22 protein-coding genes are annotated in these 23,136 nt (G+C 37.9%); 11 read left to right on the forward strand and 11 right to left on the reverse strand.

Annotated features, from left to right (window positions below; genetic code table 11):
• Positions 1-135 precede the first annotated feature (135 nt).
• From FFR48_RS07665 to FFR48_RS07680, 4 genes are all read right to left on the reverse strand, one after another.
• Positions 136-627, reverse strand: a complete 492-nt coding sequence (locus tag FFR48_RS07665; protein WP_137666972.1) for a YajQ family cyclic di-GMP-binding protein — start codon at positions 625-627, stop codon at positions 136-138.
• A 136-nt stretch (positions 628-763) separates the two neighbouring features.
• On the reverse strand, positions 764-1,183 hold the full coding sequence (locus tag FFR48_RS07670; protein WP_096571952.1) for an MAPEG family protein: 420 nt from the start codon (positions 1,181-1,183) through the stop codon (positions 764-766).
• Positions 1,184-1,321: 138 nt separating this feature from the next.
• Positions 1,322-1,825 carry a DNA recombination-mediator protein A gene (locus tag FFR48_RS07675; RefSeq protein ID WP_096571951.1) on the reverse strand — a complete coding sequence of 168 codons (504 nt, stop codon included), beginning with the start codon at positions 1,823-1,825 and terminating at the stop codon, positions 1,322-1,324.
• Positions 1,826-2,070: 245 nt separating this feature from the next.
• The gene (locus tag FFR48_RS07680) at positions 2,071-3,165 is read right to left on the reverse strand and encodes a phosphotransacetylase family protein (RefSeq protein WP_137666951.1); all 1,095 of its coding nucleotides are present in this window, start codon (positions 3,163-3,165) and stop codon (positions 2,071-2,073) included.
• A 323-nt stretch (positions 3,166-3,488) separates the two neighbouring features.
• On the opposite strand from FFR48_RS07680, the gene FFR48_RS07685 reads away from it, so the two are divergent.
• The 3 genes from FFR48_RS07685 (at position 3,489) to FFR48_RS07695 (ending at position 5,791) form a co-directional block, all read left to right on the forward strand.
• Positions 3,489-4,892 (forward strand): glycosyltransferase family 2 protein, encoded by a 1,404-nt coding sequence (locus tag FFR48_RS07685; protein WP_137666952.1) that lies wholly within the window; start codon positions 3,489-3,491, stop codon positions 4,890-4,892.
• 162 nt (positions 4,893-5,054) lie between these two features.
• Positions 5,055-5,513 carry a hypothetical protein gene (locus tag FFR48_RS07690; RefSeq protein ID WP_236104027.1) on the forward strand — a complete coding sequence of 153 codons (459 nt, stop codon included), beginning with the start codon at positions 5,055-5,057 and terminating at the stop codon, positions 5,511-5,513.
• A 38-nt stretch (positions 5,514-5,551) separates the two neighbouring features.
• A complete protein-coding gene (locus tag FFR48_RS07695) occupies positions 5,552-5,791 on the forward strand; it encodes a hypothetical protein (protein ID WP_137666953.1) in 240 nt (79 codons plus the stop codon).
• 66 nt (positions 5,792-5,857) lie between these two features.
• On the opposite strand, the gene FFR48_RS07700 is transcribed toward FFR48_RS07695, so the two are convergent.
• The gene (locus tag FFR48_RS07700; RefSeq protein WP_137666954.1) at positions 5,858-6,541 is read right to left on the reverse strand and encodes an exonuclease; all 684 of its coding nucleotides are present in this window, start codon (positions 6,539-6,541) and stop codon (positions 5,858-5,860) included.
• A 186-nt stretch (positions 6,542-6,727) separates the two neighbouring features.
• Here FFR48_RS07700 and FFR48_RS07705 point away from each other — a divergent pair, with 186 nt between their 5' ends.
• The 4 genes from FFR48_RS07705 (at position 6,728) to FFR48_RS30030 (ending at position 12,233) form a co-directional block, all read left to right on the forward strand.
• Positions 6,728-9,751, forward strand: a complete 3,024-nt coding sequence (locus FFR48_RS07705) for an NACHT domain-containing protein (RefSeq protein WP_137666955.1) — start codon at positions 6,728-6,730, stop codon at positions 9,749-9,751.
• A 50-nt stretch (positions 9,752-9,801) separates the two neighbouring features.
• Positions 9,802-10,161, forward strand: coding sequence for a VOC family protein (locus FFR48_RS07710; RefSeq protein ID WP_137666956.1), 360 nt, complete (start codon positions 9,802-9,804; stop codon positions 10,159-10,161).
• A gap of 349 nt (positions 10,162-10,510) precedes the next feature.
• Positions 10,511-12,046 (forward strand): bifunctional phosphoribosylaminoimidazolecarboxamide formyltransferase/IMP cyclohydrolase, encoded by a 1,536-nt coding sequence (purH, locus tag FFR48_RS07715; RefSeq protein ID WP_137666957.1) that lies wholly within the window; start codon positions 10,511-10,513, stop codon positions 12,044-12,046.
• 58 nt (positions 12,047-12,104) lie between these two features.
• Entirely contained in the window at positions 12,105-12,233 is a 129-nt protein-coding gene (locus FFR48_RS30030) for a hypothetical protein (protein WP_268932419.1), read from the forward strand.
• A 341-nt stretch (positions 12,234-12,574) separates the two neighbouring features.
• Here the strand turns inward: FFR48_RS30030 and FFR48_RS07720 are convergent, their stop codons facing one another.
• Both FFR48_RS07720 and FFR48_RS07725 read right to left on the reverse strand, forming a co-directional pair.
• Complete coding sequence (locus tag FFR48_RS07720; RefSeq protein WP_201277587.1) at positions 12,575-13,255, reverse strand: lipoate--protein ligase family protein; 681 nt, start codon at positions 13,253-13,255, stop codon at positions 12,575-12,577.
• 125 nt (positions 13,256-13,380) lie between these two features.
• Positions 13,381-13,860: a YbjN domain-containing protein gene (locus FFR48_RS07725; protein WP_137666959.1), complete on the reverse strand. Its 480-nt coding sequence runs from the start codon at positions 13,858-13,860 to the stop codon at positions 13,381-13,383.
• Between the two features lie 184 nt (positions 13,861-14,044).
• On the opposite strand from FFR48_RS07725, the gene FFR48_RS07730 reads away from it, so the two are divergent.
• Entirely contained in the window at positions 14,045-15,142 is a 1,098-nt protein-coding gene (locus FFR48_RS07730) for an aromatic ring-hydroxylating dioxygenase subunit alpha (RefSeq protein WP_137666960.1), read from the forward strand.
• Positions 15,143-15,306: 164 nt separating this feature from the next.
• Here the strand turns inward: FFR48_RS07730 and FFR48_RS07735 are convergent, their stop codons facing one another.
• Positions 15,307-16,383, reverse strand: a complete 1,077-nt coding sequence (locus tag FFR48_RS07735) for a PIN/TRAM domain-containing protein (RefSeq protein WP_137666961.1) — start codon at positions 16,381-16,383, stop codon at positions 15,307-15,309.
• 296 nt (positions 16,384-16,679) lie between these two features.
• Here FFR48_RS07735 and hemW point away from each other — a divergent pair, with 296 nt between their 5' ends.
• Both hemW and mtnA read left to right on the forward strand, forming a co-directional pair.
• Complete coding sequence (gene hemW, locus FFR48_RS07740) at positions 16,680-17,849, forward strand: radical SAM family heme chaperone HemW (RefSeq protein ID WP_201277585.1); 1,170 nt, start codon at positions 16,680-16,682, stop codon at positions 17,847-17,849.
• A 474-nt stretch (positions 17,850-18,323) separates the two neighbouring features.
• A complete protein-coding gene (mtnA, locus tag FFR48_RS07745) occupies positions 18,324-19,361 on the forward strand; it encodes an S-methyl-5-thioribose-1-phosphate isomerase (RefSeq protein ID WP_137666974.1) in 1,038 nt (345 codons plus the stop codon).
• Positions 19,362-19,475: 114 nt separating this feature from the next.
• Here the strand turns inward: mtnA and FFR48_RS28920 are convergent, their stop codons facing one another.
• Positions 19,476-19,724, reverse strand: a complete 249-nt coding sequence (locus tag FFR48_RS28920; RefSeq protein WP_201277586.1) for a hypothetical protein — start codon at positions 19,722-19,724, stop codon at positions 19,476-19,478.
• Positions 19,725-19,876: 152 nt separating this feature from the next.
• On the opposite strand from FFR48_RS28920, the gene FFR48_RS07755 reads away from it, so the two are divergent.
• On the forward strand, positions 19,877-20,749 hold the full coding sequence (locus FFR48_RS07755; protein WP_236104028.1) for a hypothetical protein: 873 nt from the start codon (positions 19,877-19,879) through the stop codon (positions 20,747-20,749).
• A gap of 185 nt (positions 20,750-20,934) precedes the next feature.
• Here FFR48_RS07755 and FFR48_RS07760 read toward each other — a convergent pair whose 3' ends face one another.
• Both FFR48_RS07760 and FFR48_RS07765 read right to left on the reverse strand, forming a co-directional pair.
• Positions 20,935-22,032, reverse strand: coding sequence for an ABC transporter ATP-binding protein (locus FFR48_RS07760; RefSeq protein WP_096571936.1), 1,098 nt, complete (start codon positions 22,030-22,032; stop codon positions 20,935-20,937).
• A gap of 162 nt (positions 22,033-22,194) precedes the next feature.
• Positions 22,195-22,908 (reverse strand): GUN4 domain-containing protein, encoded by a 714-nt coding sequence (locus FFR48_RS07765; protein ID WP_096571935.1) that lies wholly within the window; start codon positions 22,906-22,908, stop codon positions 22,195-22,197.
• Positions 22,909-23,136: the final 228 nt, after the last annotated feature.

The following is a 23,136-nucleotide window of genomic DNA, read 5'->3' on the forward strand; positions in this document are numbered from 1 at the left end:
ACTGGGGACTGGGGACTGGGGACTGGGGACTGGGGACTGGGGACTGGGGACTGGGGACTGGGGACTGGGTAATCAATTTATTTTTCCAAATTACCAATTACCAATTACCAATCACCTATCACCAATCACCAATATCTAACGATAGTTTGTAAACTGCAAAGCTACAGGAAAATCTTCTTGTTTGAGTCTCTGGATCACAGCTTGTAAGTCATCTTTAGCTTTGGCTGTAACCCGCACAGCATCACCTTGAATTGAGGCTTGGACTTTTTTAAATTCATCACGAATCAATTTAGAGATTTGTTTGGCTATGTCTTGACTGATGCCTTTTTTGAGGTTGATTTCTTGCCGCAAGCGGTTGCCGCTGGCAGATTCAACTTTACCAAAATCAAAGATTTTTTGAGAGAGGTTACGTTTGGCTGCTTTTTCCCGCAGTATGCCATGTACAGCCTCTAAAGTCATATCGCTGTCAGTGTTAATAGTAATGCTGTTTTCGCCTAACTCGACAGTTGTTTGTGTGTCTTTGAGATCGTAACGGCTTTTGATGTCTCGTATAACTTGATCAACAGCGTTAACTAATTCTTGACGGTCAAAGTCGCTGACAATATCAAAAGAAAAACTAGAAGCCATAAAAAAATTGAATGTGAAATGTTTTATTTGGTAATTGGTGATTGGTGATTGGTAATTGGTAATTGGTAATGGGTAATAGGTAACTAATGATTTACTGTCACCTGTCACCTGTCACCTGTCACCTGTCACCTGTCACCTATCCTGAAACTTTCATGATACTCAAATAGAAGAGAGTGGCAGAACTAAAAGAGCCAATACCAAACATGAGCGATCGCAAAATGGGGATATTGGCAATATAAAAAATAGAGTATAGTAACCGAGCGGGGATAAAGGCGATCGCTGCCATTGCTGCTAAAGGAGTATTCACCCCACAGACATAAGCCATTAGAGATGCAGCACTGAAAATCATGAATGCCTCAAAAGAATTTTGATGCGCCCAGGTAGCTCTTTGGGCATAAGGAGGCAATTGATCAAACATGGCACGAGGGGCAGATAAATCAAAACCAACCTGCGCCCGACCGTAAGCTACGAATAAAAACGGTACATAAATGAGAACTGCGGCGGCAGCAATAGAGTACAAAAAAATAGCAGGTATAGGTAGTTGCAATAGGGACATTAACCTAATAAATACTGGTACTGGTAGTAGTTTTTAGTGAGCGCAAAGGAATACTGAGTAATTTAGATAAAACATTACCCAGTAACCACTGGTAATTACCCATCTCTATCATTAGCGGTGTGGAGACTGCGTTTCACTTTAATCAAAGTAGAACAGTGTCACCACTTTTCTTTGTTCTTCTGCTTCTCCACAGGTTTGTAGCAGGGTGCGACTGTCGTGGAAAGCAAAGCAGATGAGTTGCTGACAACGGGAGACAATCTCCTTGTTGCACAGGTAGCTGGCCTCAGCTAAAGACAGATTATCATTACTGGGATTTTCGACTAGATGCATGACCTGCTCTAGTTGTTGGCGTGATTCGTAAGGTTGACGTTCCAGGCTTTGGGGTAGGATGACCGTCAATAAGTTCGGGTCAGCCCGTGTTGCGCCCTTGATGGCAGCGGAATTAGTACCTGTAGCACCGGAAGTAATGATGCGATTGCCCGATAAAACTAGGGCATAAGTCATCATTTCAATGAGATTTTGATGAGTAATTGGCACATGACGGGAACCCAACAAGGCGATTCGTTTAGAACCTGTTTGCTGGATGGTCGCCAGTTCCTGCGCTAATGTATCAAGGTTGATAAGTTCTGTTGACTGGCTCAAAGATGGAGGTGATCAGATTAAACAACCTAGATATTCTATCAAACAGCGTGTAGGTAAGAAGCCAACTAGAGTTACAGATTTCTCTGTTTTCTTGATTATTTTGTTAAGTAACAAAAGATTTTGTTGATGGCAGTGCTTTAACAAAATAGGTAGTTGGAAAAAATTACTGTTCACTGTCAGGCTTTGGAAACAGGCAATGGTAGGATTTACGCTGGTGAAACTGGTAATTTGGGTCAATAATCCGACTAAGATAAAGCGGCTGCTGGTTTGACTCCTAGTTGAGATAAGAAACGGTTAATGTCAAAATGTTCGGACATTAATTGGCTAATGCACTCTACTTTGAGAGGTTCGTGGACACGAACTTGTCCGAAAGTGCGGTCAACAATTTCCACTGTGGTTAAGGTATCGAGGTCAACAGATAAAATCGGTATTTCTAATTCTTCGGCGCGATTGAGAATAAAGGCGGGAGGGGGTAGTTGTCCGGTGAGGATCAGGCATTGGGTAGAAGTTTCTAAAGCGGCTTGTTGAATTTCCACGCGATCGCCTCCTGTGACTACTGCTTTGTTACGGCGTTTGCGGAAATATTTAACGGCGGCGTTAACATTCATCGCCCCAATGGCCAAACTTTCCACTAATAAATCTAGGCGATCCCTGCGACAGAGAACTTCAGCCTGTAATTGTTTTACCAGTTCTCCCACGCTCACGCTACGGAGCAAGTCACTTTTTGGCAACATTGCTAATACAGGAATGCCATGCTCTTCCAAAAATGGACGTAAGAGATTATGACCTGCTTCTAATTGTTCGGTGGGAACTTCATTAATGACAACACCAACTAGGCGATCGCCTATCAATTTCTTGGCAGATAACAACGCCTCTACTGAAAGCAGGGATTTATAACGATGTACGAGTAGCACACCCCCATCTAAAACTTCAGCCACTTCCAGTAAGGACAAGCCAAATAAATTACCTTCTGGTAAATTACCTGGTCCTTCCAACAGCATCAAATCACCCCGTGGTATTTGTAAATAATGCTGTACCAGTGACTGCTGATAATCAGCTTTGTCTTCACCACGTAACCGTTTTTGGACACTGACTTCATTTAAAGCAAGTAAGGTGGGTGCAACACGATTTTCCGGCAGTTTCAAGCTATGAGAAATAAACTGCACATCTTCTTCAACTAAGCTACCATCGGCGGTCTGTACACAATTACCCAATGGTTTGCCGTAAGCTATATCCAATCCTTTTTGCTTTAGCTGATGAGACAAACCCAAAACAGTTGCGGATTTACCACTGTAAGTCTCTACTGATCCAATCAGCAAATATTTAACAGATGTTGGCACGCCATGCACTCCTAATTTCAAACGTCTGTTGAACCCAGCTAGGTGTTTCCTAATTTTAGCTGAAGCAACAGAAATCGTTGATTTTGGTGATTGGTGATTGGTGATTGGGGACTGGGGACTGGTGATTGGGGACTGGGGAAGAAAATTTTAGATTTTAGATTTTAGATTTTAGATTGGAGATCACAAAAACAATCCAAAATGATCTCACAAAGCGACAGGTTAAGTCGGTCGGGGTTTAGCATTGTTAAATACCTAATTGTGGGCTTTCTGCTGTAAAAACTGTAAACTTTAAACAAATAGTGGTTTTTTACTTAAATTAAACTATGCCAGCGAATTCCTGGCCGGAAAACGACGCTTACAACGGAAATTCTGATCCTCTTAACTCCCTGCTGTCTGACCTTTCAACAGAGGAGGAGTTAACGGAAGGGATCAAGACTGTTTATTCTTCATCCCGCTTTCAAGGACGTAGACCCAAAGCTGTCCTCATGTTAACTGTGGTTTGGGGTGGAACTATTGCTTTACATTTGGTTTCCTGGGGTTCTATTTTTATTCTTGGACTGACGGCAATTTTAAGCATTCATGCGTTCAGGATTATTTTTGCTAGACCCCGCCACCATCATAAGGAAATACAGGGAGATTTACCCCGTGTTTCTGTGTTGGTAGCTGCAAAAAATGAAGAAGCGGTCATAGGCAGATTGGTTAAGAATCTTTGTAGTTTAGAATATGCTAATGGTGAATATGAAGTCTGGATTATTGATGATCATAGTACGGACAAAACACCACAGTTATTAGCAGAACTACAGGAAGAATACAAGCAACTCAAAGTTTTCAGGCGTTCTGCTGATGCTATTGGCGGTAAGTCTGGGGCTTTGAATCAGGTATTACCTATGACTAAGGGTGATATTATTGCCGTGTTTGATGCTGATGCCCAAGTTAACCCAGATTTATTGTTACAGGTTGTTCCTGTGTTCCAAAGAGAACAGGTGGGGGCGGTGCAGGTGCGAAAGGCGATCGCCAACGCTAAGGAAAATTTCTGGACTAAGGGACAAATGGCGGAAATGGCTGTTGATACTTGGTTTCAACAACAAAGAACCGCTATTGGTGGACTGGGTGAACTGCGGGGAAATGGTCAGTTTGTCCGCCGTCAAGCTTTGGATAGCTGTGGTGGTTGGAATGAGGAGACTATCACCGATGATTTAGATTTGACTATCCGCTTGAATTTGGATAAGTGGGATATTGAATGTATGTTCTATCCCCCAGTTCAGGAAGAAGGTGTGATAACTGCGATCGCCCTTTGGCATCAACGTAACAGATGGGCTGAGGGTGGTTATCAGCGTTATTTAGATTACTGGGATCTGATCCTCAAAAACCGCATGGGAACGCGGAAAACTGTGGATTTACTGATTTTTCTGCTGATTATGTATATTTTACCTACAGCAGCAGTACCAGATTTATTAATGTCTGTAATTCGCCATCGTCCTCCCATTTTAGCCCCTATCACTGGGTTATCGGTAACGATGTCTTTTGTGGGGATGTTTGCTGGGTTACAGCGCACACGCCAAGATCAGAAAACATCTAATTATTTGGTGTTACTTCTGCAAACCATTCGCGGCAGTCTTTATATGTTGCATTGGTTAGTAGTTATGAGTAGCACTACTGCCCGGATGTCGGTTCGTCCCAAGCGTTTGAAGTGGGTGAAAACTGTACATACTGGTGCTGAACATTAAGAAAAGCAAGATAGGTAGGGTGTGTTGGTAACGCACCTTACATTTTTTTACTAATTTTTTTTAACGAACCGCAAAGAACGCAGAGAAATAGGAATTGTTGGTATTATACCTAAATGGCGATCATAGCTGATAAAATTACCAATTTATTCCTATGATAAAATAATGATACTAATTGATTTATTTATTGTCATAATCATTTTTATTTGGGTTGTATGGAGAGTTAGAATAGGATTTATTTCTAGTTTTACTGGTGGTAAACTGGATGAATATATTAATAGATGGGAGATTTATGCACCGCGATCCTATGAAAAGATTAGAAACAGTGATGATGTTTTAAATATTGCTAAAAATACAGGTTTTTCCGAAAGTAAAATTAAAAGAATAAAAGAGCATATATTTTTTCAACAACATCAATTAGATGATAGTATTAGAACATTTGATCCCGATCCTGATATTGCTGATGCTTGGTTGAGATTACAAACAGGAGATTATAAAAATGAGGATATAAAGTTATTAGAACATGAATATTTTGAATCTCGGTTTGAAGGAATATTTAAAACAGATTATCGTACTGCCCATAATGCTACCCTGAAATCAGGGAGAACTTGGACTCCTGAATAAATAAAATCAATATTGGGTGAAAATTATAGGAGAGTTTTATGGCTTTTTATGTAATGTTAGTTAAGGTTAATGAAGATGATCAAGGTGTTACTTATAATTTCGGTACTGACCCCGAACATTTAGGGAAAGTTTATCTTGATAAACATAATGGAAAAATTCAAGAAATTGAAGCCATTAATATTGAAAATTATCAGCATATTTTCACCAGAGCAGTGGTTAAATTACGTCAGCATTGGAAAGCAGGTAATTTTCCCGATCATACTTGTTGGGCTTCTTAGTAGAGACGTTTCATGAAACGTCTCTTTTACATATCTACATCATAAATATTTTCCTGTATTTTTACACTAGGCTGAAATTTGATAACTATTGCCATCATTTGGCCAAAATTCAGTAACTTTTTTCTCCCATTGATGCCATTTTTGCATCACTTCTTTAGGTTCTAACCAATGTACAATTGCTTCATCTGGAGTTGTGACAATTACCAGAGTATTTTTGATTCTTAATCCATATTGACGATTGACAGCACCGCAATAAGCAGCTAGTTGTAAAGGTTCATCATAAAGAGGTTTTATCCTTTCTGCGGTTTTAAATTCAATCACACAGGGAATATTGCAATAATTCGCCACACAATCAACTCTACCAGCATAACCTAGATAGTAATGAAACAGATTAGCTTCAATTAATCGGATGTTATGAATATTTTCCAATATTGGTAAGAGATTATGCCAATAAGGTTTAATAAATTCAGGGCAAATAATCGGCTCATCTAAAAAGTAATTTTTAATTTGTTGATGAATGAGTATACCCCTTTGGCGTGATGCTTGAATAATTCTATTAGCTTCCTCATTTCCTACTTTTTGTCGCCAGTTTTTGAGTTGTGCTTTTTCTATTGGTGGTTTGTCAGCTTTTAAAATTGAGGTGACGCTAGGAAGTTTAATACCGCGACTATCTTCTAGATATCCGATTCCATTTTCTCTGGTAAGTTTACCGTAGTAGTGGGGGAGAAGGTTAAGTTTATTTTTCAACATAATTTTATTTAAGTCTGACTCGATAAGGTTTTTAGCTCGATGATTTGAGCTTATCGAGATAAATTAGCCGTGTACAGGGAAGATAAGGGAAGATATTAAATCCTTTATCTTCTTTTATTTCCTCTTCCCAATCAGCCATGAAGTTGATTATGGTATTAATAGTCGTTATAAATGTGAGTTTTTACTATGAATGCAAAGCGGAAACGTGGTTTTGTTATTAAAACTGAAGGTTTAGCATTGATTGAACAGAAAATGAGGGATAAAGGCTACAGTCGTGACAAGTTAGCAGAACTAGCTGAGAAAAGTATTGATACAGTGAATGCTCTTTTTCAAGGAGAAAGAAAAGAGAAAGCTACTATTGAAGCTATAGCAAAAGTTTTAGAACTTAAACCAACAGATATTGTTGATGCTGATGAATGGTATCCCCAATCTGAAAATACTTCAAAAAATCAGAATGATATTAACTGGTTACAAGTCTGTCACAAAAAACTAGAAACCCAGCAGCAAGAACAGCAACGCATCAGACGTAAAGCTTCAGAAAAGGGATTTGAGGTAAATGTTCATGTTCCATTGGGTTTAGTAGAACGCAAACACCAACAACAACGAGATGAAAATAATGATAAAAGAGACGTTTATCAGTTAGAAAAAGAAGTCATTGCTAAAATTTATGAACATAAAGATTTTCTAGAACAGGTAATAAATCAAAATCCTACTGGTAAAAACAAGCATATTGCTATAGTTGGAGAACCGGGAGCAGGTAAAACTACTTTATTAAATGCTATTGCTTCATATATAAAAGATAAAACTTCAAATTTACCCATTTTTATATCTCTCGGTAGCTTGGAAGGTATGAAATTAGAGGAATATATTCTCGAAAAATGGCTACCTGACGCAATAAAATTATTTAATCCTGATTTTAATTCTACTTCAGAAATAGAGGAACAGCTAAAAACACGCTTTTATAAAGGTGGTGTTTGGTTGCTGTTAGATGGTGTTGATGAAATGGGAGAATCTTCACCAGGAGAAGCATTAAGGAAAATTTCTCAAGCATTAACAGACTGGTTAGGAAAAGCGCGAGTAGTTTTAACTTGTAGGTTAAATGTTTGGGATGCAAGTCTTACTAACAATGAATTACCTGGTTTTGATACCTATAAAACACAGGAGTTTAAACCTGAAGACGTTGATAATTTTATTGAAGAATGGTTTAAATGTGATAATAAAATTCATGAAGGTGAGGAACTAAAAGCGAAATTACGACAACCAGGAAAAGAGCGTATTTATGAATTAGTTACCAATCCTTTAAGATTATCTCTTTTATGTCAGATTTTTTATCAAAATAAGCATAGTGATTTACCAGAAACTAAAGCAGAACTTTTTGGTTTATACACTCAGTATTTTTATGATTGGAAACCTGAGTTAGTACCTCAAAATTTCAACTATACTTTAAAACAAGAATTACATCAAGCATTAGGGAAATTAGCTTTAGCAGGAATTAACGAGGGATCTAGATTTCGACTAAAAGAAAGTTTTGCAGTTCAAAAAATGGGTCAAGATTTATTTAACTTAGCTTGTCATGTAGGTTGGTTGAATTTGGTAGATAGAGATGCAAGAAGTAATGAACCTGTTTATGCTTTCTTTCATCCCAATTTTCAGGAATATTTTGCAGCTTTAGTTATTAATGATTGGCATTATTTTTTAAATCATAATAATGCTCAACCTAATCCTTTTATTCAGTGTAACAATCAAGATTGTGTTTATCGCATTTTTGAAGATAAATGGAAAGAGGTAATTTTATTGTGGATAGGAAGACAAGATATATTACCTAAAATCAAAGATGAATTTATGTTAGAGATGTCAAAGTTTGAAGATGGTTGTAATTTTGAAGGTGTTTGTACAAATATTTGGGAATATAATTTATTTCCTATTGCTAAGGACTGTTTACAAGAATTTACTGATAGCTATTTAAATAAAGTTGTCTGTGAAGATGAGGATGAAGTTGTTAGAGAATTTGATAAGGTATGGAAATCGAACTCTGACTATTATGATTGGATATTGCGTTATGATTTAGATCGTATGAGATCATCATCACAAAGAGAAGAAATTAGAAAATCTCTCATTAATAAGTTGGGAATTTGGATGCACTATAGTACAGAAGAAGATGATGATTTCGGTTTTCATACATTCATGGTTATGTACGACGAATATGAGAAGAGTAAAGAAATTATAAAACAGCTAGAAATTGATTATCAAGAAGAAGTAAAATTGATAAATACTGCAAAAGTGCCAGCAATAGTTAATAAATTGAGTTCAAATAATGATCAATTTATCAGAGGAGCAATCATAAATAGATTGATTCAGATATTCTCTGAAAATAATACTGAAGTTGTTAATATTTACAGAGAAATTAATTCTAATTTGAATGATGAGAATGATGATTTTTTAGAATCATTAATTTATATTCTTCATCAGATTGGGTATTATGACGACTTAAAAATAGTTAAAATTTGTATGCAGATCCTTGAAAAAAGTAGGAATAATACTACTATCATGGCTGTTTTAGACTATTTATATGATATAAGTTGTGATCATACAGCACAATTTAATGTGATAAAGGAAATAGTTTGGGGTTTAAACAAAAACTATTTTCAATTCTTATTTAATAAGAATTGCAAGGATCGTTATTGGTATTGTTATGAAATTCTATTGAATTGTTCATCAAATATGACCTACCCCGAATTTTACCGCGCTTGGCACGGTAACACACCCACAATTCAAAACCTAGAAAACCAATTTACAGATACCCATTCCCTCCTCACCCAACTCCAACCCACAACCAAAACATATCCCCTTCCCCTCAACCTCAAAACCCTGCAAAACGAAACAGACATCATAGAAATATCTCAAGAAATTTGCAACCAAATTTACTTCACAGCATTTACCGAACCTGAAGAAATTCCCGCAGTAAATAACGCACCTCAACTAAAAAGCAAAATTCCCCAAATCAAAAAACATCTAAAAACCGAAAACCTAGCTTTAATTATCAACAACTGCGAACCAAACGAAACTATCATCAACTTCTGTAATAAACTCACAGATGTATTACATATCGCCTTCATCACAGAACAACCATTAAACCCACCATTAAGAGGTTTTCCCCAACAACAAAACCTACTCAATACTATTCAAAATTGGATTAATGAGATAGAATAAAAAATTGAAAACCCTTACTCAACAACTCATCAAAAAACCAATCCCATCAAATGCAAATTACCCAAAGTCTCCACACCGCCATCCTCGTCACCAACCTAGAACGCTCAGAACACTTTTATGGAACAATATTAGGACTCGCAAAAATTGACCGCACCCTTAAATATCCCGGTGCATGGTATCAACTCGGTAACTATCAAATACATTTAATAGTATCCCCAACCGTCCCCACAGACAACCAAAACGAAAAATGGGGACGTAACCCCCACATTGCATTTTCTGTTGTTGACTTAGAAGCAGCAAAAACAGAATTACAAAATCATAACTACCCATTTCAAGCAAGTGCTTCCGGTCGTCCTGCCCTCTTCACAAAAGACCCCGATAATAACATTATTGAACTTAGTCAACAATAATAGTTGTAGGGGCGAAGCATTCGGAAAATAGCTTTGGAGAAAAATTAATAATTGTTCGCCCGAATGCTTCGCCCGTACAGGAGTCAGGAGTCGGAATATTTGCTGATATCAGGAATATATAGATAGTAATTACGCAAAATCTCTCTTATACCCTCTTCCCTTCGTGTCCTTTGCGTCCTATCCTTCGGGAACACCTTCGGGAACACCTTCGGTGAACGTGGTTCGTTTTCCGTGCTTGAATTATCTGTAATTCTCAAAAGATATCTAATTCTACATTTCCCAACAGCACCCCATTAGGTAAAATAAACATCTATTTGCAAAATTGTAGTCCAAAACAAACAGGGGAACTATGGCGCGTCTGGCATTGCTGAGTGTATCTAACAAAACTGGTATAATTGACCTAGCCCGCAGCTTGGTTGAGGAATTTGGCTTTGATATTATCAGCAGTGGGGGAACAGCCAAAACCCTGAAAGATGCGGGAATCCCGGTGACAAAAGTTTCAGATTATACAGGCTCACCAGAAATTTTAGGCGGTCGGGTAAAAACTCTCCATCCCCGCATACATGGCGGAATTTTAGCACGGCGCGATTTAGAACAAGATGTCAAAGATTTAGAAGATAACCAAATTCGTCCTATTGATCTCGTCGTCGTTAACCTTTATCCTTTTGAGCAAACCATTGCTAAACCCGGTGTCACCTTAGCAGACGCAGTAGAACAAATTGATATTGGCGGTCCGGCAATGTTACGCGCCTCATCAAAAAACTTTGCCCATCTTACAGTATTATGTGATCCGGCTCAATATGATGAGTATTTGCAGGAATTACGCCAAAATGGCTCTGCTTCTTTAGAATTTCGCCAAAAATGCGCTTTAAAAGGATTTTTGCACACCGCAAGTTATGATAACGCCATTGCAGCTTACCTAGCGGATACGCAAAGCGAAGGTTTACCAGAAACTTACACGGTTTCCGGTACACAAATTCAACCTCTGCGTTATGGAGAAAACCCCCATCAACCCGCAGCATGGTATCAAACGGGAACTAAACCCACTGGTTGGGCAGCAGCAACGAAATTGCAAGGTAAGGAACTCAGTTATAATAATTTGGTAGATTTGGAAGCTGCACGCCGCATTATTGCTGAGTTTACCGCAAGTCCGGCAGCGACAATTATTAAACATACTAACCCCTGTGGAACTGCGGAAGCAGAAACCATTTTTGATGCTTATCAAAAAGCTTTCAATGCTGATTCTACATCAGCTTTTGGTGGTATTGTGGCTTTAAACCGGGCTATTGATGCAGCCACAGCGACAGAATTAACTAAGACATTTTTAGAATGCGTGGTTGCACCGAGTTGTGATGAAGAAGCCAAGGAAATTTTAACTAAGAAAGGTAATGTCAGAGTGCTGATTTTACCAGATTTGCTCACTGGACCGAAAGAAACTGTGAGAGCGATCGCTGGTGGTTTCTTGGTGCAAACTGCGGATGATATCGTTGCCGATACCGCTAAATGGCAAGTTGTCACCAAACGTCAACCCACACCGGCTGAGTTAGCAGAATTATTATTTGCTTGGAAAGTTTGTAAACACGTTAAATCTAATGCTATTGTCATCAGCAAAGATAGAACGACTTTAGGAGTAGGTGCGGGACAAATGAACCGGGTAGGTTCGGCAAAAATAGCACTGGAACAAGCGGGAGAAAAAACCCAAGGTGCATTTTTAGCTAGTGATGGTTTCTTCCCCTTTGATGATACCGTGAGAACCGCAGCCGCAGCCGGAATTACTGCTATTGTGCAACCAGGGGGAAGTCTGCGAGATAAAGACTCTATCAAAGCTGCTGATGAACTGGGTTTATTGATGCTTGTAACTGGTGTAAGGCATTTCTTACACTAATTTAAGTGATTGGTGATTGGGAAATAATTAATCCTGTAAAATCGGTACGTATTTTGTGATGGAAAATAATAAACATTCCCAGTCACCAGTCACCAGTCACCAGTCACCAGTCACCAGTCACCAGTCACCAGTCACCAGTCACCAGTCACCAGTCACCAGTCACCAGTCACCAGTCCCCAGTCCCTAACATTAGTGCAGTTGTAAAAGTGGCACTCAATAGATCCGTTTTTTGATCGGTACAGTTAACATGATTTTTGTGTGTGAGGAGTAAGTTGAACTAAAAAACGCTTGGGGTGGAAACACGGCAACACTCCCAGGCGTTTTTTATTTGGCTGTATTTTCCCTGCAAACGATATATTTAATTTACTAATATAAAATTTCCAAGAAAACTCTTGCTATTCTATTGAACCAGTGATATATTCTAGTTGTGTGTGAGGAGCAAAGTTCAAAAAGCGTCTGGGGTGGAAACACGGCAACACTCCCGGACGTTTTTTGCATAGTATGAAATATAAAAACCAATATTAATATCTATGCCAATTTATCTAAAATGTTTTTCCACTCAATTTCAGAAAGTGGTTGTATTTCAACCTGCATATTAAAACTATCACAAGCAGCAGTAATTAACGCATCTATTATTTTTTCCCGATGGATATTTTCAGGTAGTTTCACAGGAGTAAAAGTATCTTTCCCAAAGACTTGTTTAAATAAATCTGCATCTGGGTGTAAAATTATAGAACCATGTTGTAAAATTGTCTTTCCCCGTCGCAGTTGGGCGCTACCAATTAATTTACTACCATCTGCTAAAATTAAATCTGCACCTGTGGCAGTTGCAAAACAGTTAGGGTTGTGAATATAACCACGGACAGCTTGACCATAGCTTAACTCTACACCGAGCGATCGCCATCCAGCAATCAGAAATTCACAAATCTTTGTATAAGCTTGTAAACGACTACCCGGTATTTCTGAAGTTATGACTGCGTAGGTTAAATCTCCTTGGTGTAAAACTGCTCTACCACCACTAGGACGACGTACTAAATCCAGTTTATCACCATCCCCAGTTAAATTGGTGGTGAGATTTTCCCAAAATTCCGGGTATTTTTTTTGATGATAACCCAAAGAAATCGCAGGAGGCGACCAAGTATAAAACCGCAGAGTAGAAGGATGTTTTCCTGACTCATGCTGTTCTAGCAACCATCTATCAACTGCCATTTGTATTTTACCAGCAGCTGCAAAATAAGGAATTAGTCGCCAAACCTGTTTTACCACAAAATCTATCTAAAATCTAAAATCCAAAATCCAAAATCTAAAATCTAAAATCTAAAATCCAAAATTGCCTATGCTGCACCAAACTCATCTATCAAAGGCTCATCATAGTTATCCGCGATGGTAGCAACAATAGTAATAATACGGGAAATTTCCCCTGGTGACAATTCTGCTACAGTGCGTGTGCAAATGACAACCACCTGATTTTCAATAATGCCAAAACGAGCTTCCAAGGTAACGGTACAGTTCAACTCTAACAGATAACGCATTAATTTTGGTTCATCTTTAGCAGGTAATTTCAGCACCGCAGACCAAACCGTGATAGTATCTTCATCAGTAGTACCTGTGAGTTGTACAAATACTTCCACTGTTCCATATTTAAACTTCCACAGATAAGCACCATCTGGTGTGTGACTCACCATTGCGCTATTATCTTGTTGTAGGGTGCTAATGACGTTTTCAATTAATTCTACATGACTAGGAGCCGATGTTTCAGCAATAAGTTCATCAACTAATTCATCAGGAGTGAGGGTTTCTTGGTAGCTTGTCATACAGATTTTTTCCTCAATATAGTTACTGCTTTAATCTACAACTACTTTATCGTTTGTAGGCAAAATTGGCTTGTGTCAGAAGTTTAGGGAAGAGGGAACAGGGAACAGGAAAGAAGAAATAAAGGCAAAAATCAAATATAATTTCTATATTATATCTTGGAATATACCTAATTATTAATATTTTATGCAACAAATAATACCTGGCAATCATGCTTCTATTTCTCCAAATTTACAAACAAGTGTCCGCAAATTAGCAATAAACCCCAATCAATGGTATGTAGTTGCACGGAGTAAGGAGGTTACAAATCAACCATTAGCTGTAACGATTTGGAAACAGGCGATCGCACTTTATCGAGATAGTACAGGAAAAGTTCACGCTTTAGAAGATCGTTGTCCTCATCGTCAAGTTAAACTGAGTCATGGGCAAGTAATAAAAAACGAATTAGAATGTGCTTATCATGGTTGGCGGTTCAATAGTGAAGGTGAATGTGCAGCAGTTCCCTATTTAGCAGATAATCAAAAATTGCCAACTTGTCAAATTCGCCGTTATCCTGTGAAAGAACAAGATGGTTTTATTTGGTTATTTCCGGGAAATAAAGAACCAAATATAGAACCAAATATAGAACCAAATATAGAACCAATGGGTTTACCAGAATGGGATAATTTAAATTATATTGCCACAGTTTCCGTGATTCAAACTCAAGCCCATTATTCTTATTTAATTGAAAATTTGATGGATATGTATCACGGACATTTGCATCAAGATTTACAAGCTTGGGCGGAAGCATCACTGCAAAATATTGATGAAGATGAAAATAAAGTTCATGCCCATTATACAGCCCAAAGTTATTATAAAATAGATAAAATTTGGTCAATCTCCCAATTATTTTTCCCTGCTTTGCGTCGGTTGCATCCTGAACCACTAGATGTGAGTTATGTTTATCCTCATTGGGTTTCTACCTTGGGTAATGATTTTAAAATTTACTGTTTATTATGTCCAGTAAACGAGACAGAAACTAAAGCCTATTTAATTCATTTTACCTCACTCAATGCGTTTTGGAGATTACACAAATTACCTGTATGGTTTAGGCGGTTTATTAAAGATAGCTTATTTGGTGCAGCACAGAAATTACTTGACGGTTTGGTGGTACAAGATGTAAAAATGATAGAAGAAGAACAACAAGCTTTTTTACAAAATCCAGAAATTAGAAATTATGAGTTAAATCGAGCTTTGGTAAGTGTGCAAAAATTGATGAAAAGTCAAGTTGAAAAATCAATTTGAAAAGTCAAGTTGAAAAATCAAGTTGAAAAATCAAGTTGAAAAATCAAGTTGAAAAATTGGGTGAGGTGTTGATACAGTAGGAGTCAGGAGTCAGGATTAAAATACAAAATCCCTGACTCAAGAAATCAGGGATTAGAAAACAGCTATTTTTTTTAGCATTTCCCTCACGCTAAAGCGGAAGCTTGAGGTTTCGCAAAAATCATTCTCCCTGCTGAGGTTTGTAAAGCACTGGTGACAACTACCCGTAGTTCAGCACCCACAAAACCGCTTCCTTCCTCAACAACTACCATTGTTCCATCATCAAGATAACCAATACCTTGAGTTGGTTCTTTACCTTCTTTGAGAATTTTCAAATCAATATTATCACCAGGTAAATAAGAAGGACGCACCGCATTTACCAAGTCATTAACATTCAAAACTGGGACTTTCTGCACACTAGCAACTTTTGATAAATTGTAGTCATTAGTTAACAGTGTTCCGTTAATTTCTTGGGCAAATTTTACCAGTTTTGCATCAACTGTATGAATCTCTTCATAATCTACAGAATTAATTACAATCCTTTCTGGGTAAGTTTCCCGGATGCGGTTGAGAATGTCTAAACCTCTTCTACCTCGCACCCGTTTTACATCTTTACTGGCATCAGCGACTTGTTGCAGTTCCTGTAAAATAAACCGGGGGACAATTATTACTCCTTCTAAAAATCCCGTTTCTAACAATGCTTCAATGCGGCCATCAATAATGCAGCTAGTATCTAAAACTTTAGTATTTGCAGGTTTGAGAGTTCCTTCCACTACTAAAGTTTCCACAGTGTTAGGATTAATTAAGCGTAATAAACCCCGTCCGTGGGTATCTGCTAAATTCATACCCGTTACGGAAAGTATGATACTGCCAACAACAGCTACTAGAGGTTTAATAAAGCTGAAATCTGTGGGAATGGGTAATAAAAATAGCGGGGCTAACATTAAATTAGCCAGTAACAACCCAATTACTAAACCAATAGCACGAGTTAAAATGACTTCTAGAGGCATTTCCTTAACTTGTGCTTCTAAACGACGGTAAGTAGTCTGGAAACTTAAACCCACTGCACCACCGATGATAGCAGCAAAGACAGCAACAACTAAGCGTAAAGCGTCTAGGTTGGTTACTCCGTCAAGAGTTCCAGGGGGGAGGAGGTCGGTACTGAAATAACCGATTCCCGCAGAGGCGATAATAAATGAGAGAATGATAGTGAAATCAAGCATGATAATTTTTCCTGCGACTGTGTTTACCCATTAGAGTAAGGTATTTTTTATTTCAACGGTGATTGCTTGGGAAATATGAACTTACACTATAGGTTTACCAGTTAATACAATTATGCAAACATTATACCCAAAGACTTTTCCTTGCATAATTATTATTATTTTTGTTATCAAAAGATGAATTGTTGTAAAGAAACTGAGAATGGGTAATGGGTAATTGGTAATTGGTGATTGGTAATGGGCAATTTATCACCTAATGTAGATATCAAATAAATTTAAAATCTCAAATCTAAAATATTATGAGTTTTTCTGTTCCTACTGCTGCTTATGTACATATTCCTTTTTGTCGGCGGCGGTGTTTTTATTGTGATTTTCCGGTGTTTGTGGTGGGCGATCGCTCACGGGGTGAAACATCACATACAATTAGTCAATATGTTGAGGCAGTTTGTCAAGAAATAAACTCTGCACCCACTTTTAATCAACCTTTAAAAACCATTTTCTTTGGTGGTGGTACACCTTCGCTGCTATCTACAGAACAATTACAACAGATTGTAACAACATTAGAAAAGCGTTTTGGCATTGCATCTGGGGTAGAAATTTCAATGGAAATGGACCCCGGTACTTTTGATTTAGCACATATCACAGGATATAAAAATGCAGGTGTGAACCGGGTAAGTTTAGGTGTGCAAACGTTTCCAGCAGAATTGTTAAAAATTGCAGGGCGATCGCACTCAGTTGAAGATATTTTTGCAGCTATTGATTTAATTCACCAAGTCGAAATACCCGAATTTAGCATAGACTTAATTTCTGGTTTACCACATCAGTCTTTAGATCAATGGGAAAATTCCCTAACTAAAGCGGTAGAAATTGCCCCTACCCATATTTCTATTTATGATTTAACCATAGAACCGGGTACAGCTTTCGGACGTTATTACCAACCAGGAGATCAACCGCTACCGACAGATGAAACCACTGTCAAAATGTATCAATTAGGGCAAAAAATATTAACAGATGCAGGTTATGAACATTATGAAATTTCTAACTATGCCAAAAGCGGACATCAATGTCAACATAATTTAGTTTATTGGCAAAATCTGTCTTATTACGGTTTCGGAATGGGTGCAGCTAGTTATGTACAAGGTAAACGCTTTACCCGTCCTCGTAAAACTAAAGAATATTATCAATGGTTAGAAAATGGTGCAATAATTGATTGTGACATCACACCTATAGAGGAAGAATTGTTAGAAACTTTAATGCTGGGTTTGCGTTTAGCATCGGGTTTGAATTTAAAGACTTTAACCCAAAAGTTTGGTACAGAAAAAGTAGAAAAAATTAAACAATGTTTGCACCCTTATTTTGATCAAGGTTGGGTACAAATTATGGGGGAAAAATTGCGGTTAACTGATCCTGATGGGTTTTTATTTTCTAATGTTGTGTTAGCAGATTTATTTGATAAAATGGGAGAATAAGATCAATTTTGAGTAAGCATTCAGCTATCAGTAATCAGTAATCAACTTAAACCTATAATATAGATAGGAGTTGCTGAGAAAGTCTTTTCGTAGAGGTAGGGAATAGGGAATAATCCTGTAAATTTCGATTTATGATATAATTTCCCCTTGGACTATTCTAAAATCTATCATAACATAACCCTCTCAGAAGTCAAGACCCTTGAAATTACGTTGAGTCATTCGCAACCATTCTCAATAATTTGAGGGTAAAAACGAGTGTTGAAACTTTTTTGGGATTTTTGGGTCAAAATCATGTTAAAAATTGTTAAGCAAAAAACGCAGATGATTCAGAAAGATTTGCGATATCGCCCATAATTAACCCAATGTTGCTATGATAATTCTTTATTTTCCACAATCTTAGGTGACAGGTGACAGGTGACAGGTGACAGTTTTGCTATTACCAATCACCAATTACCCATTACCCATTACCGATTTATGCTTTATCCCGTTGTTTGGCAGAATAACTCAGTTTTACTCATAGATCAAACCCGTTTACCAAATGAGTATGCAGTGGTAGAAATTAATCGTAGCGAAGACATGGCCGAGGCCATTATAACTATGATAGTTAGAGGTGCGCCGGCTATTGGTGTTGCAGCTGCTTACGGGATGTATTTGGGTGCAAGGGAAATTGAAACCAGCGATCGCACGGAATTTTTAAACCGTTTAGAACAAGTCGCCCAGTTATTGCGTTCTACCCGTCCCACTGCGGTAAACTTATTTTGGGCAATTGGGAGAATGATGCAAACAGCTTATGAAACTCTGGGAACAATAGCAGAAATTAAACAAATTCTCCTAGAAACTGCCCAAACTATCAACGCTGAAGATATCCAAACCTGTGAAAAAATCGGTGATCACGGTTTAACAGTTTTACCCAAAACCCCAGAAAAGTTAATCATATTAACTCACTGTAATGCCGGTGCTTTAGCAACCGCTGGTTATGGTACTGCTTTAGGGGTAGTGCGTTCTGCTTGGAGAGAAGGAAGACTCACACGAGTATTTGCAGATGAAACCCGTCCCCGTTTACAAGGTGCAAAACTCACTGCTTGGGAATGCGTACAAGAAGGAATTCCCGTTACTGTAATTACTGATAATATGGCCGCCCATTGTATGCAACAAGGTTTAATTGATGCGGTGGTTGTCGGTGCTGATAGAATTGCTGCCAATGGAGATACTGCTAATAAAATCGGTACTTATAGTTTAGCAATTGTAGCTAAAGCTCATAATATTCCGTTCTTTGTCGCTGCACCGATTTCTACTATTGATTTTACCTTAGCTAATGGTAGTCAAATTCCTATTGAAGAACGTCATCCTTCAGAAGTTTATCAAGTTGGTGATACTGTTTTGACACCTTCAGGAGTAGAATTTTATAATCCTGCTTTTGATGTTACTCCCGCAGATTTAATTACAGCCATCATTACAGAAAATGGTGCTTTTGCTCCTGGGGATTTGGTAAAGTGTCATCATAATTCGTGAGCAATTCAATCAATACAGGACTTACGCAAAACAGAACAAAAGTAGGGGTAATTCATGAATTACCCCTACGCAAGAATCAGGTTTTTAGTCCAATCTTGCGTAAGCCCTACAATATTATTTACCCAGAATGACCCGTAAAAGATTTTGTAGTTCTTGACGGTCTATTTCCTGAAGCTGTCCTAATTTTTTAATTACCAATCCTTTTGCAATGGTAGTTAAAACTGGTTTGATAATTGAAGGTTTGATCAAACCAGAATTTTTCCATTCGGGAGCATCCCAATTTTGAAAAAATAATTGTAGCAACACCAAAAACTCTCGTTTAACTCTCTTACCTTTGTGTTCTTTGCCCCCTTTGCGGTTCAATCATATCAAGGCTTAGAGCATTTGATTTCGTTGGTTAATTTTTTTAGGATTGATTAACATTATACATATTCATTATATAGTATAATATACTGGTACTCTCATCTCAGAAAATTTTAGCTAATCGTAAGATTTTGTAAAAAATTAATTGAGTTTTGACAAAACGTCATAAATTACCACCCATGAAAAAATTAATTCCCACAATCACTTTAATTCTATCTTGCATTTCTTTGGTTAGTTGTAATAATCCACCAACCAATACAACCACAGCAACATCAACTAATAATACTGTACAATCTCAAACAAAAAATTCACCCACATCTGAAACAGAACAGGAAAATAAAACAGATATCAAAAAAGAAAAAACAACAGAAACAGATAAACCAGAGAAAATAAAATCTGCACCGCAAATTAGTCGTAAAACCACCATCAAAAATAAATCACCGCAAGTTGGTACAGTTAAAGAATTAGTTAATGGTGATTTAATGTGTTATGTCACCTTAGTAGATGAACAAGGTAAAGAAAACCAAGTTGGTGCGAGTTTTGATATTTGTGCAGAAGAAGGAAAATTTTTAAATAAAAAAGTCCGTGCCATTTTCACAGTAGAATCAGTGAATGATTGTGAAAGTGCAGAACCTTGCGGAAAAACTCGTCAAGAATCTATAATTACTAAAATCGAGGTTTTAGAAGATAAAACAACAGCAAAAACCGAAACCAAACCTCAAGCAAATAAAACCCAAACCATTAGTAATGGAGAGTGGAAAATTACTATTGGTAATGCTGACTCTTGGACAGGAGTTAATAATACAGGAAACTTGACATACCAAGGATGTGATACAAAAGGTAACTGTCTTGAATTAACAGGTGGTAAAGTTTCCTGTCGTGATGGAAAATGTGTTACAGGGTGGAGAAATGGAGATTATGTTTACATTTTAGAACAACCGATTACAGAAGATGGAAATGCGGATTCAACTTTAATCGTAAGAAAAGGTGATCAAGAAATTCTCAAAGCGACAGGATTAAAATAAGTAGTAGGTTGGGTTGACAAAAAGAAACCCAACATTACTCATTTTCTTCCTTTGCGTACTTTGCGTACTTTGCGGTTAATTAACCCAAAAATCTGGAAACTACACCGAGAAAAGATGAATAAATAAAATGATCTAACTTCTTGTTAGGTTACGCTGTCCCTTAACCCAATATACATTAAATTAGATTAAACAGGAAAAATTCTTTCTCCACTACCCGGATCAAAAACAAATAAATGATTTAAATCGAAATGCAAATGCAACTTTTCACCGGGATGTAAACGCACACCCCCACCCACTTGAACATTGATAAAACTAGAAGAATTAGGTAAACTCACACGAATTAAAGTTTCTCTTCCCAAAGGTTCAACAACCTTAACTTCTACTGCAAGGGTTGAATTTTCTGGTTGAATTTCTGCTTTACTAATACTAATATGTTCAGGACGAATACCCAAATTACAAATTTGTTCAGGGTGAAAATTCAAAGCAGCTTTGATATTTTCAGGAACAGCTAATAATTGACCACTAATATCAAAATTATCACCCTTATAGATAGCGGGTAAAATATTCATGGGCGGATTACCCAAAAAAGCTGCTACCATTTCATTAGCAGGTAAAGCATAAATAGTTTGAGGATCGCCAATTTGTTGAATTCGTCCCCGATTTAACACTACAATTTTATCAGCTAAAGTCATGGCTTCAACTTGGTCATGGGTGACATAAATTGTCGTAATTCCCAATTCTTGATGTAATTGTTTTAATTCTGCTCTAGTATCATCTCGTAATTGAGCATCTAAATTAGATAAAGGTTCATCGAGTAAAAATAATTGAGGTTGACGTGCGATCGCTCTTCCTAATGCTACCCTTTGTTGTTGTCCTCCAGAAAGTTGTTTAGGTTTTCTATCTAACAGATGTTCCAAAGAAAGCGATCGCGCAACCGTTAACACTCGTTCTTGAATAGTTTTTTTATCCACCTTTCGCATTTCCAACCCAAAAGCGATATTTTGGGCGACGGTTTTATGGGGATAAAGGGCATAATTTTGAAATACCATTGCTACATCACGCGCTCTGGCTGGGATATCATTAACCAAGCGATCGCCTATATATAAATTTCCAGAAGTAGCAGTTTCCAAACCTGCGATAGTTCGTAAAATCGTAGACTTACCGCACCCCGAAGGACCAACTAAAACCCAAAACTCACCATCAGGAATTTCAAAGGTGATATCCTCAATAGCGGTGACATTGTTAAATTTACGTTTAATTTTATCTAAAACAACTTTAGCCATTTCTAATAATTGACAATTGATAATTGATAATTGGGCATTAGGCATTGGGCATTGGGCATTGGGCATTGGGCATTGGGCATTGGGTTATTAATCTTCCCATGCTCCCCCTGCCTCCCCTGCCTCTTCCCTGTCACCTGTCACCTGTCACCTGTCACCTGTCACCTAACCCCACGCAGGATGAGATAAAAGAGAAGCCATTACCCGCACCCCGCGCAGTTGGTTAGAAAGGGGTAGATGACCTCTAGGGGCGCTTAAATCCCAGGTAAACTCGTTGGGGTAGCGAGTCCATTTATTGCCATCCTTCCAGCCGATTTTTGGCCATAAAGTTTCCCAGTTTCTACCCACCCCCAACCAAATTTCTCGCTGTACAGAAAAACCAAACTTACCTTCGGAGTAGACAACCCAAAGATGATTAATTGTTTGTAAATCTTTGATGGGGAAATTTTCCACTTCAGTAAAATACAACCATTTTCTTTGTACTGCTTGGGGTCCTGCCATTTCGCACATTTTTTGAATTGTCAGCAGGTCAGCAGCTTGAAACTCCTGCTTGATGAGTAATTCTTGCAAAGAATTGTAACTGATCCCACGATCTGATTTTAGAGGTACAATTCCTTCAGGAAAGTGAGTTTCTAGAAATTCCTTAGCCGTAGGTGCATCAGAATTGTAGATGACTTGGTAAGCTTTACCATCAATCCAAGTTGCTGGAGTGTCACGACGTTTCAACAAAAATTCCTGCAACACATCTAAACCCTCATTACCCAAGTTAGCTAATTGTGGGATGATTTGTTGTTGGACTTTTTCTGACCCAGCGATTAACTTTTGGCGCAGGGAGTCGATGTCATTAGCAGTGCCTGATACAATCATTGGGTCTGTCATGCCATTACTCGTGTTAGCGTTTCAGTGAACAAACGAATCAGCTATTGGGCATTCTACAAAATGAAGCACAGATAGCGAAAAGTAGTTTACTATTTTTGACCGGACAAAGTAGCGCCGGTTTAACTGCAATCTACGTCTGAGCTACCAATAATTTACCAGGTAAAGCAGGGGATGATCTGCGCCTCAAAGAAAGGGCAGGGGAAGCAGGGGAAGTAAGGGAGGAAAATT

Source organism: Sphaerospermopsis reniformis (genome assembly GCF_005402885.1).
GTDB lineage: Bacteria > Cyanobacteriota > Cyanobacteriia > Cyanobacteriales > Nostocaceae > Sphaerospermopsis > Sphaerospermopsis kisseleviana.

What these genes read in the sequence shown, in the direction of transcription:
- FFR48_RS07665 (WP_137666972.1), bottom strand. Translation starts at nt 627, where the DNA reads ATGGCTTCTAGTTTTTCTTTTGATATTGTCAGCGACTTTGACCGTCAA.
- FFR48_RS07670 (WP_096571952.1), bottom strand. Translation starts at nt 1,183, where the DNA reads ATGTCCCTATTGCAACTACCTATACCTGCTATTTTTTTGTACTCTATT.
- FFR48_RS07685 (WP_137666952.1), top strand. Translation starts at nt 3,489, where the DNA reads ATGCCAGCGAATTCCTGGCCGGAAAACGACGCTTACAACGGAAATTCT.
- FFR48_RS07690 (WP_236104027.1), top strand. Translation starts at nt 5,055, where the DNA reads ATGATACTAATTGATTTATTTATTGTCATAATCATTTTTATTTGGGTT.
- FFR48_RS07695 (WP_137666953.1), top strand. Translation starts at nt 5,552, where the DNA reads ATGGCTTTTTATGTAATGTTAGTTAAGGTTAATGAAGATGATCAAGGT.
- FFR48_RS07700 (WP_137666954.1), bottom strand. Translation starts at nt 6,541, where the DNA reads ATGTTGAAAAATAAACTTAACCTTCTCCCCCACTACTACGGTAAACTT.
- FFR48_RS07705 (WP_137666955.1), top strand. Translation starts at nt 6,728, where the DNA reads ATGAATGCAAAGCGGAAACGTGGTTTTGTTATTAAAACTGAAGGTTTA.
- FFR48_RS07710 (WP_137666956.1), top strand. Translation starts at nt 9,802, where the DNA reads ATGCAAATTACCCAAAGTCTCCACACCGCCATCCTCGTCACCAACCTA.
- purH (WP_137666957.1), top strand. Translation starts at nt 10,511, where the DNA reads ATGGCGCGTCTGGCATTGCTGAGTGTATCTAACAAAACTGGTATAATT.
- FFR48_RS30030 (WP_268932419.1), top strand. Translation starts at nt 12,105, where the DNA reads ATGGAAAATAATAAACATTCCCAGTCACCAGTCACCAGTCACCAGTCA.
- FFR48_RS07720 (WP_201277587.1), bottom strand. Translation starts at nt 13,255, where the DNA reads ATGGCAGTTGATAGATGGTTGCTAGAACAGCATGAGTCAGGAAAACAT.
- FFR48_RS07725 (WP_137666959.1), bottom strand. Translation starts at nt 13,860, where the DNA reads ATGACAAGCTACCAAGAAACCCTCACTCCTGATGAATTAGTTGATGAA.
- FFR48_RS07730 (WP_137666960.1), top strand. Translation starts at nt 14,045, where the DNA reads ATGCAACAAATAATACCTGGCAATCATGCTTCTATTTCTCCAAATTTA.
- FFR48_RS07735 (WP_137666961.1), bottom strand. Translation starts at nt 16,383, where the DNA reads ATGCTTGATTTCACTATCATTCTCTCATTTATTATCGCCTCTGCGGGA.
- hemW (WP_201277585.1), top strand. Translation starts at nt 16,680, where the DNA reads ATGAGTTTTTCTGTTCCTACTGCTGCTTATGTACATATTCCTTTTTGT.
- mtnA (WP_137666974.1), top strand. Translation starts at nt 18,324, where the DNA reads ATGCTTTATCCCGTTGTTTGGCAGAATAACTCAGTTTTACTCATAGAT.
- FFR48_RS07760 (WP_096571936.1), bottom strand. Translation starts at nt 22,032, where the DNA reads ATGGCTAAAGTTGTTTTAGATAAAATTAAACGTAAATTTAACAATGTC.
- FFR48_RS07765 (WP_096571935.1), bottom strand. Translation starts at nt 22,908, where the DNA reads ATGACAGACCCAATGATTGTATCAGGCACTGCTAATGACATCGACTCC.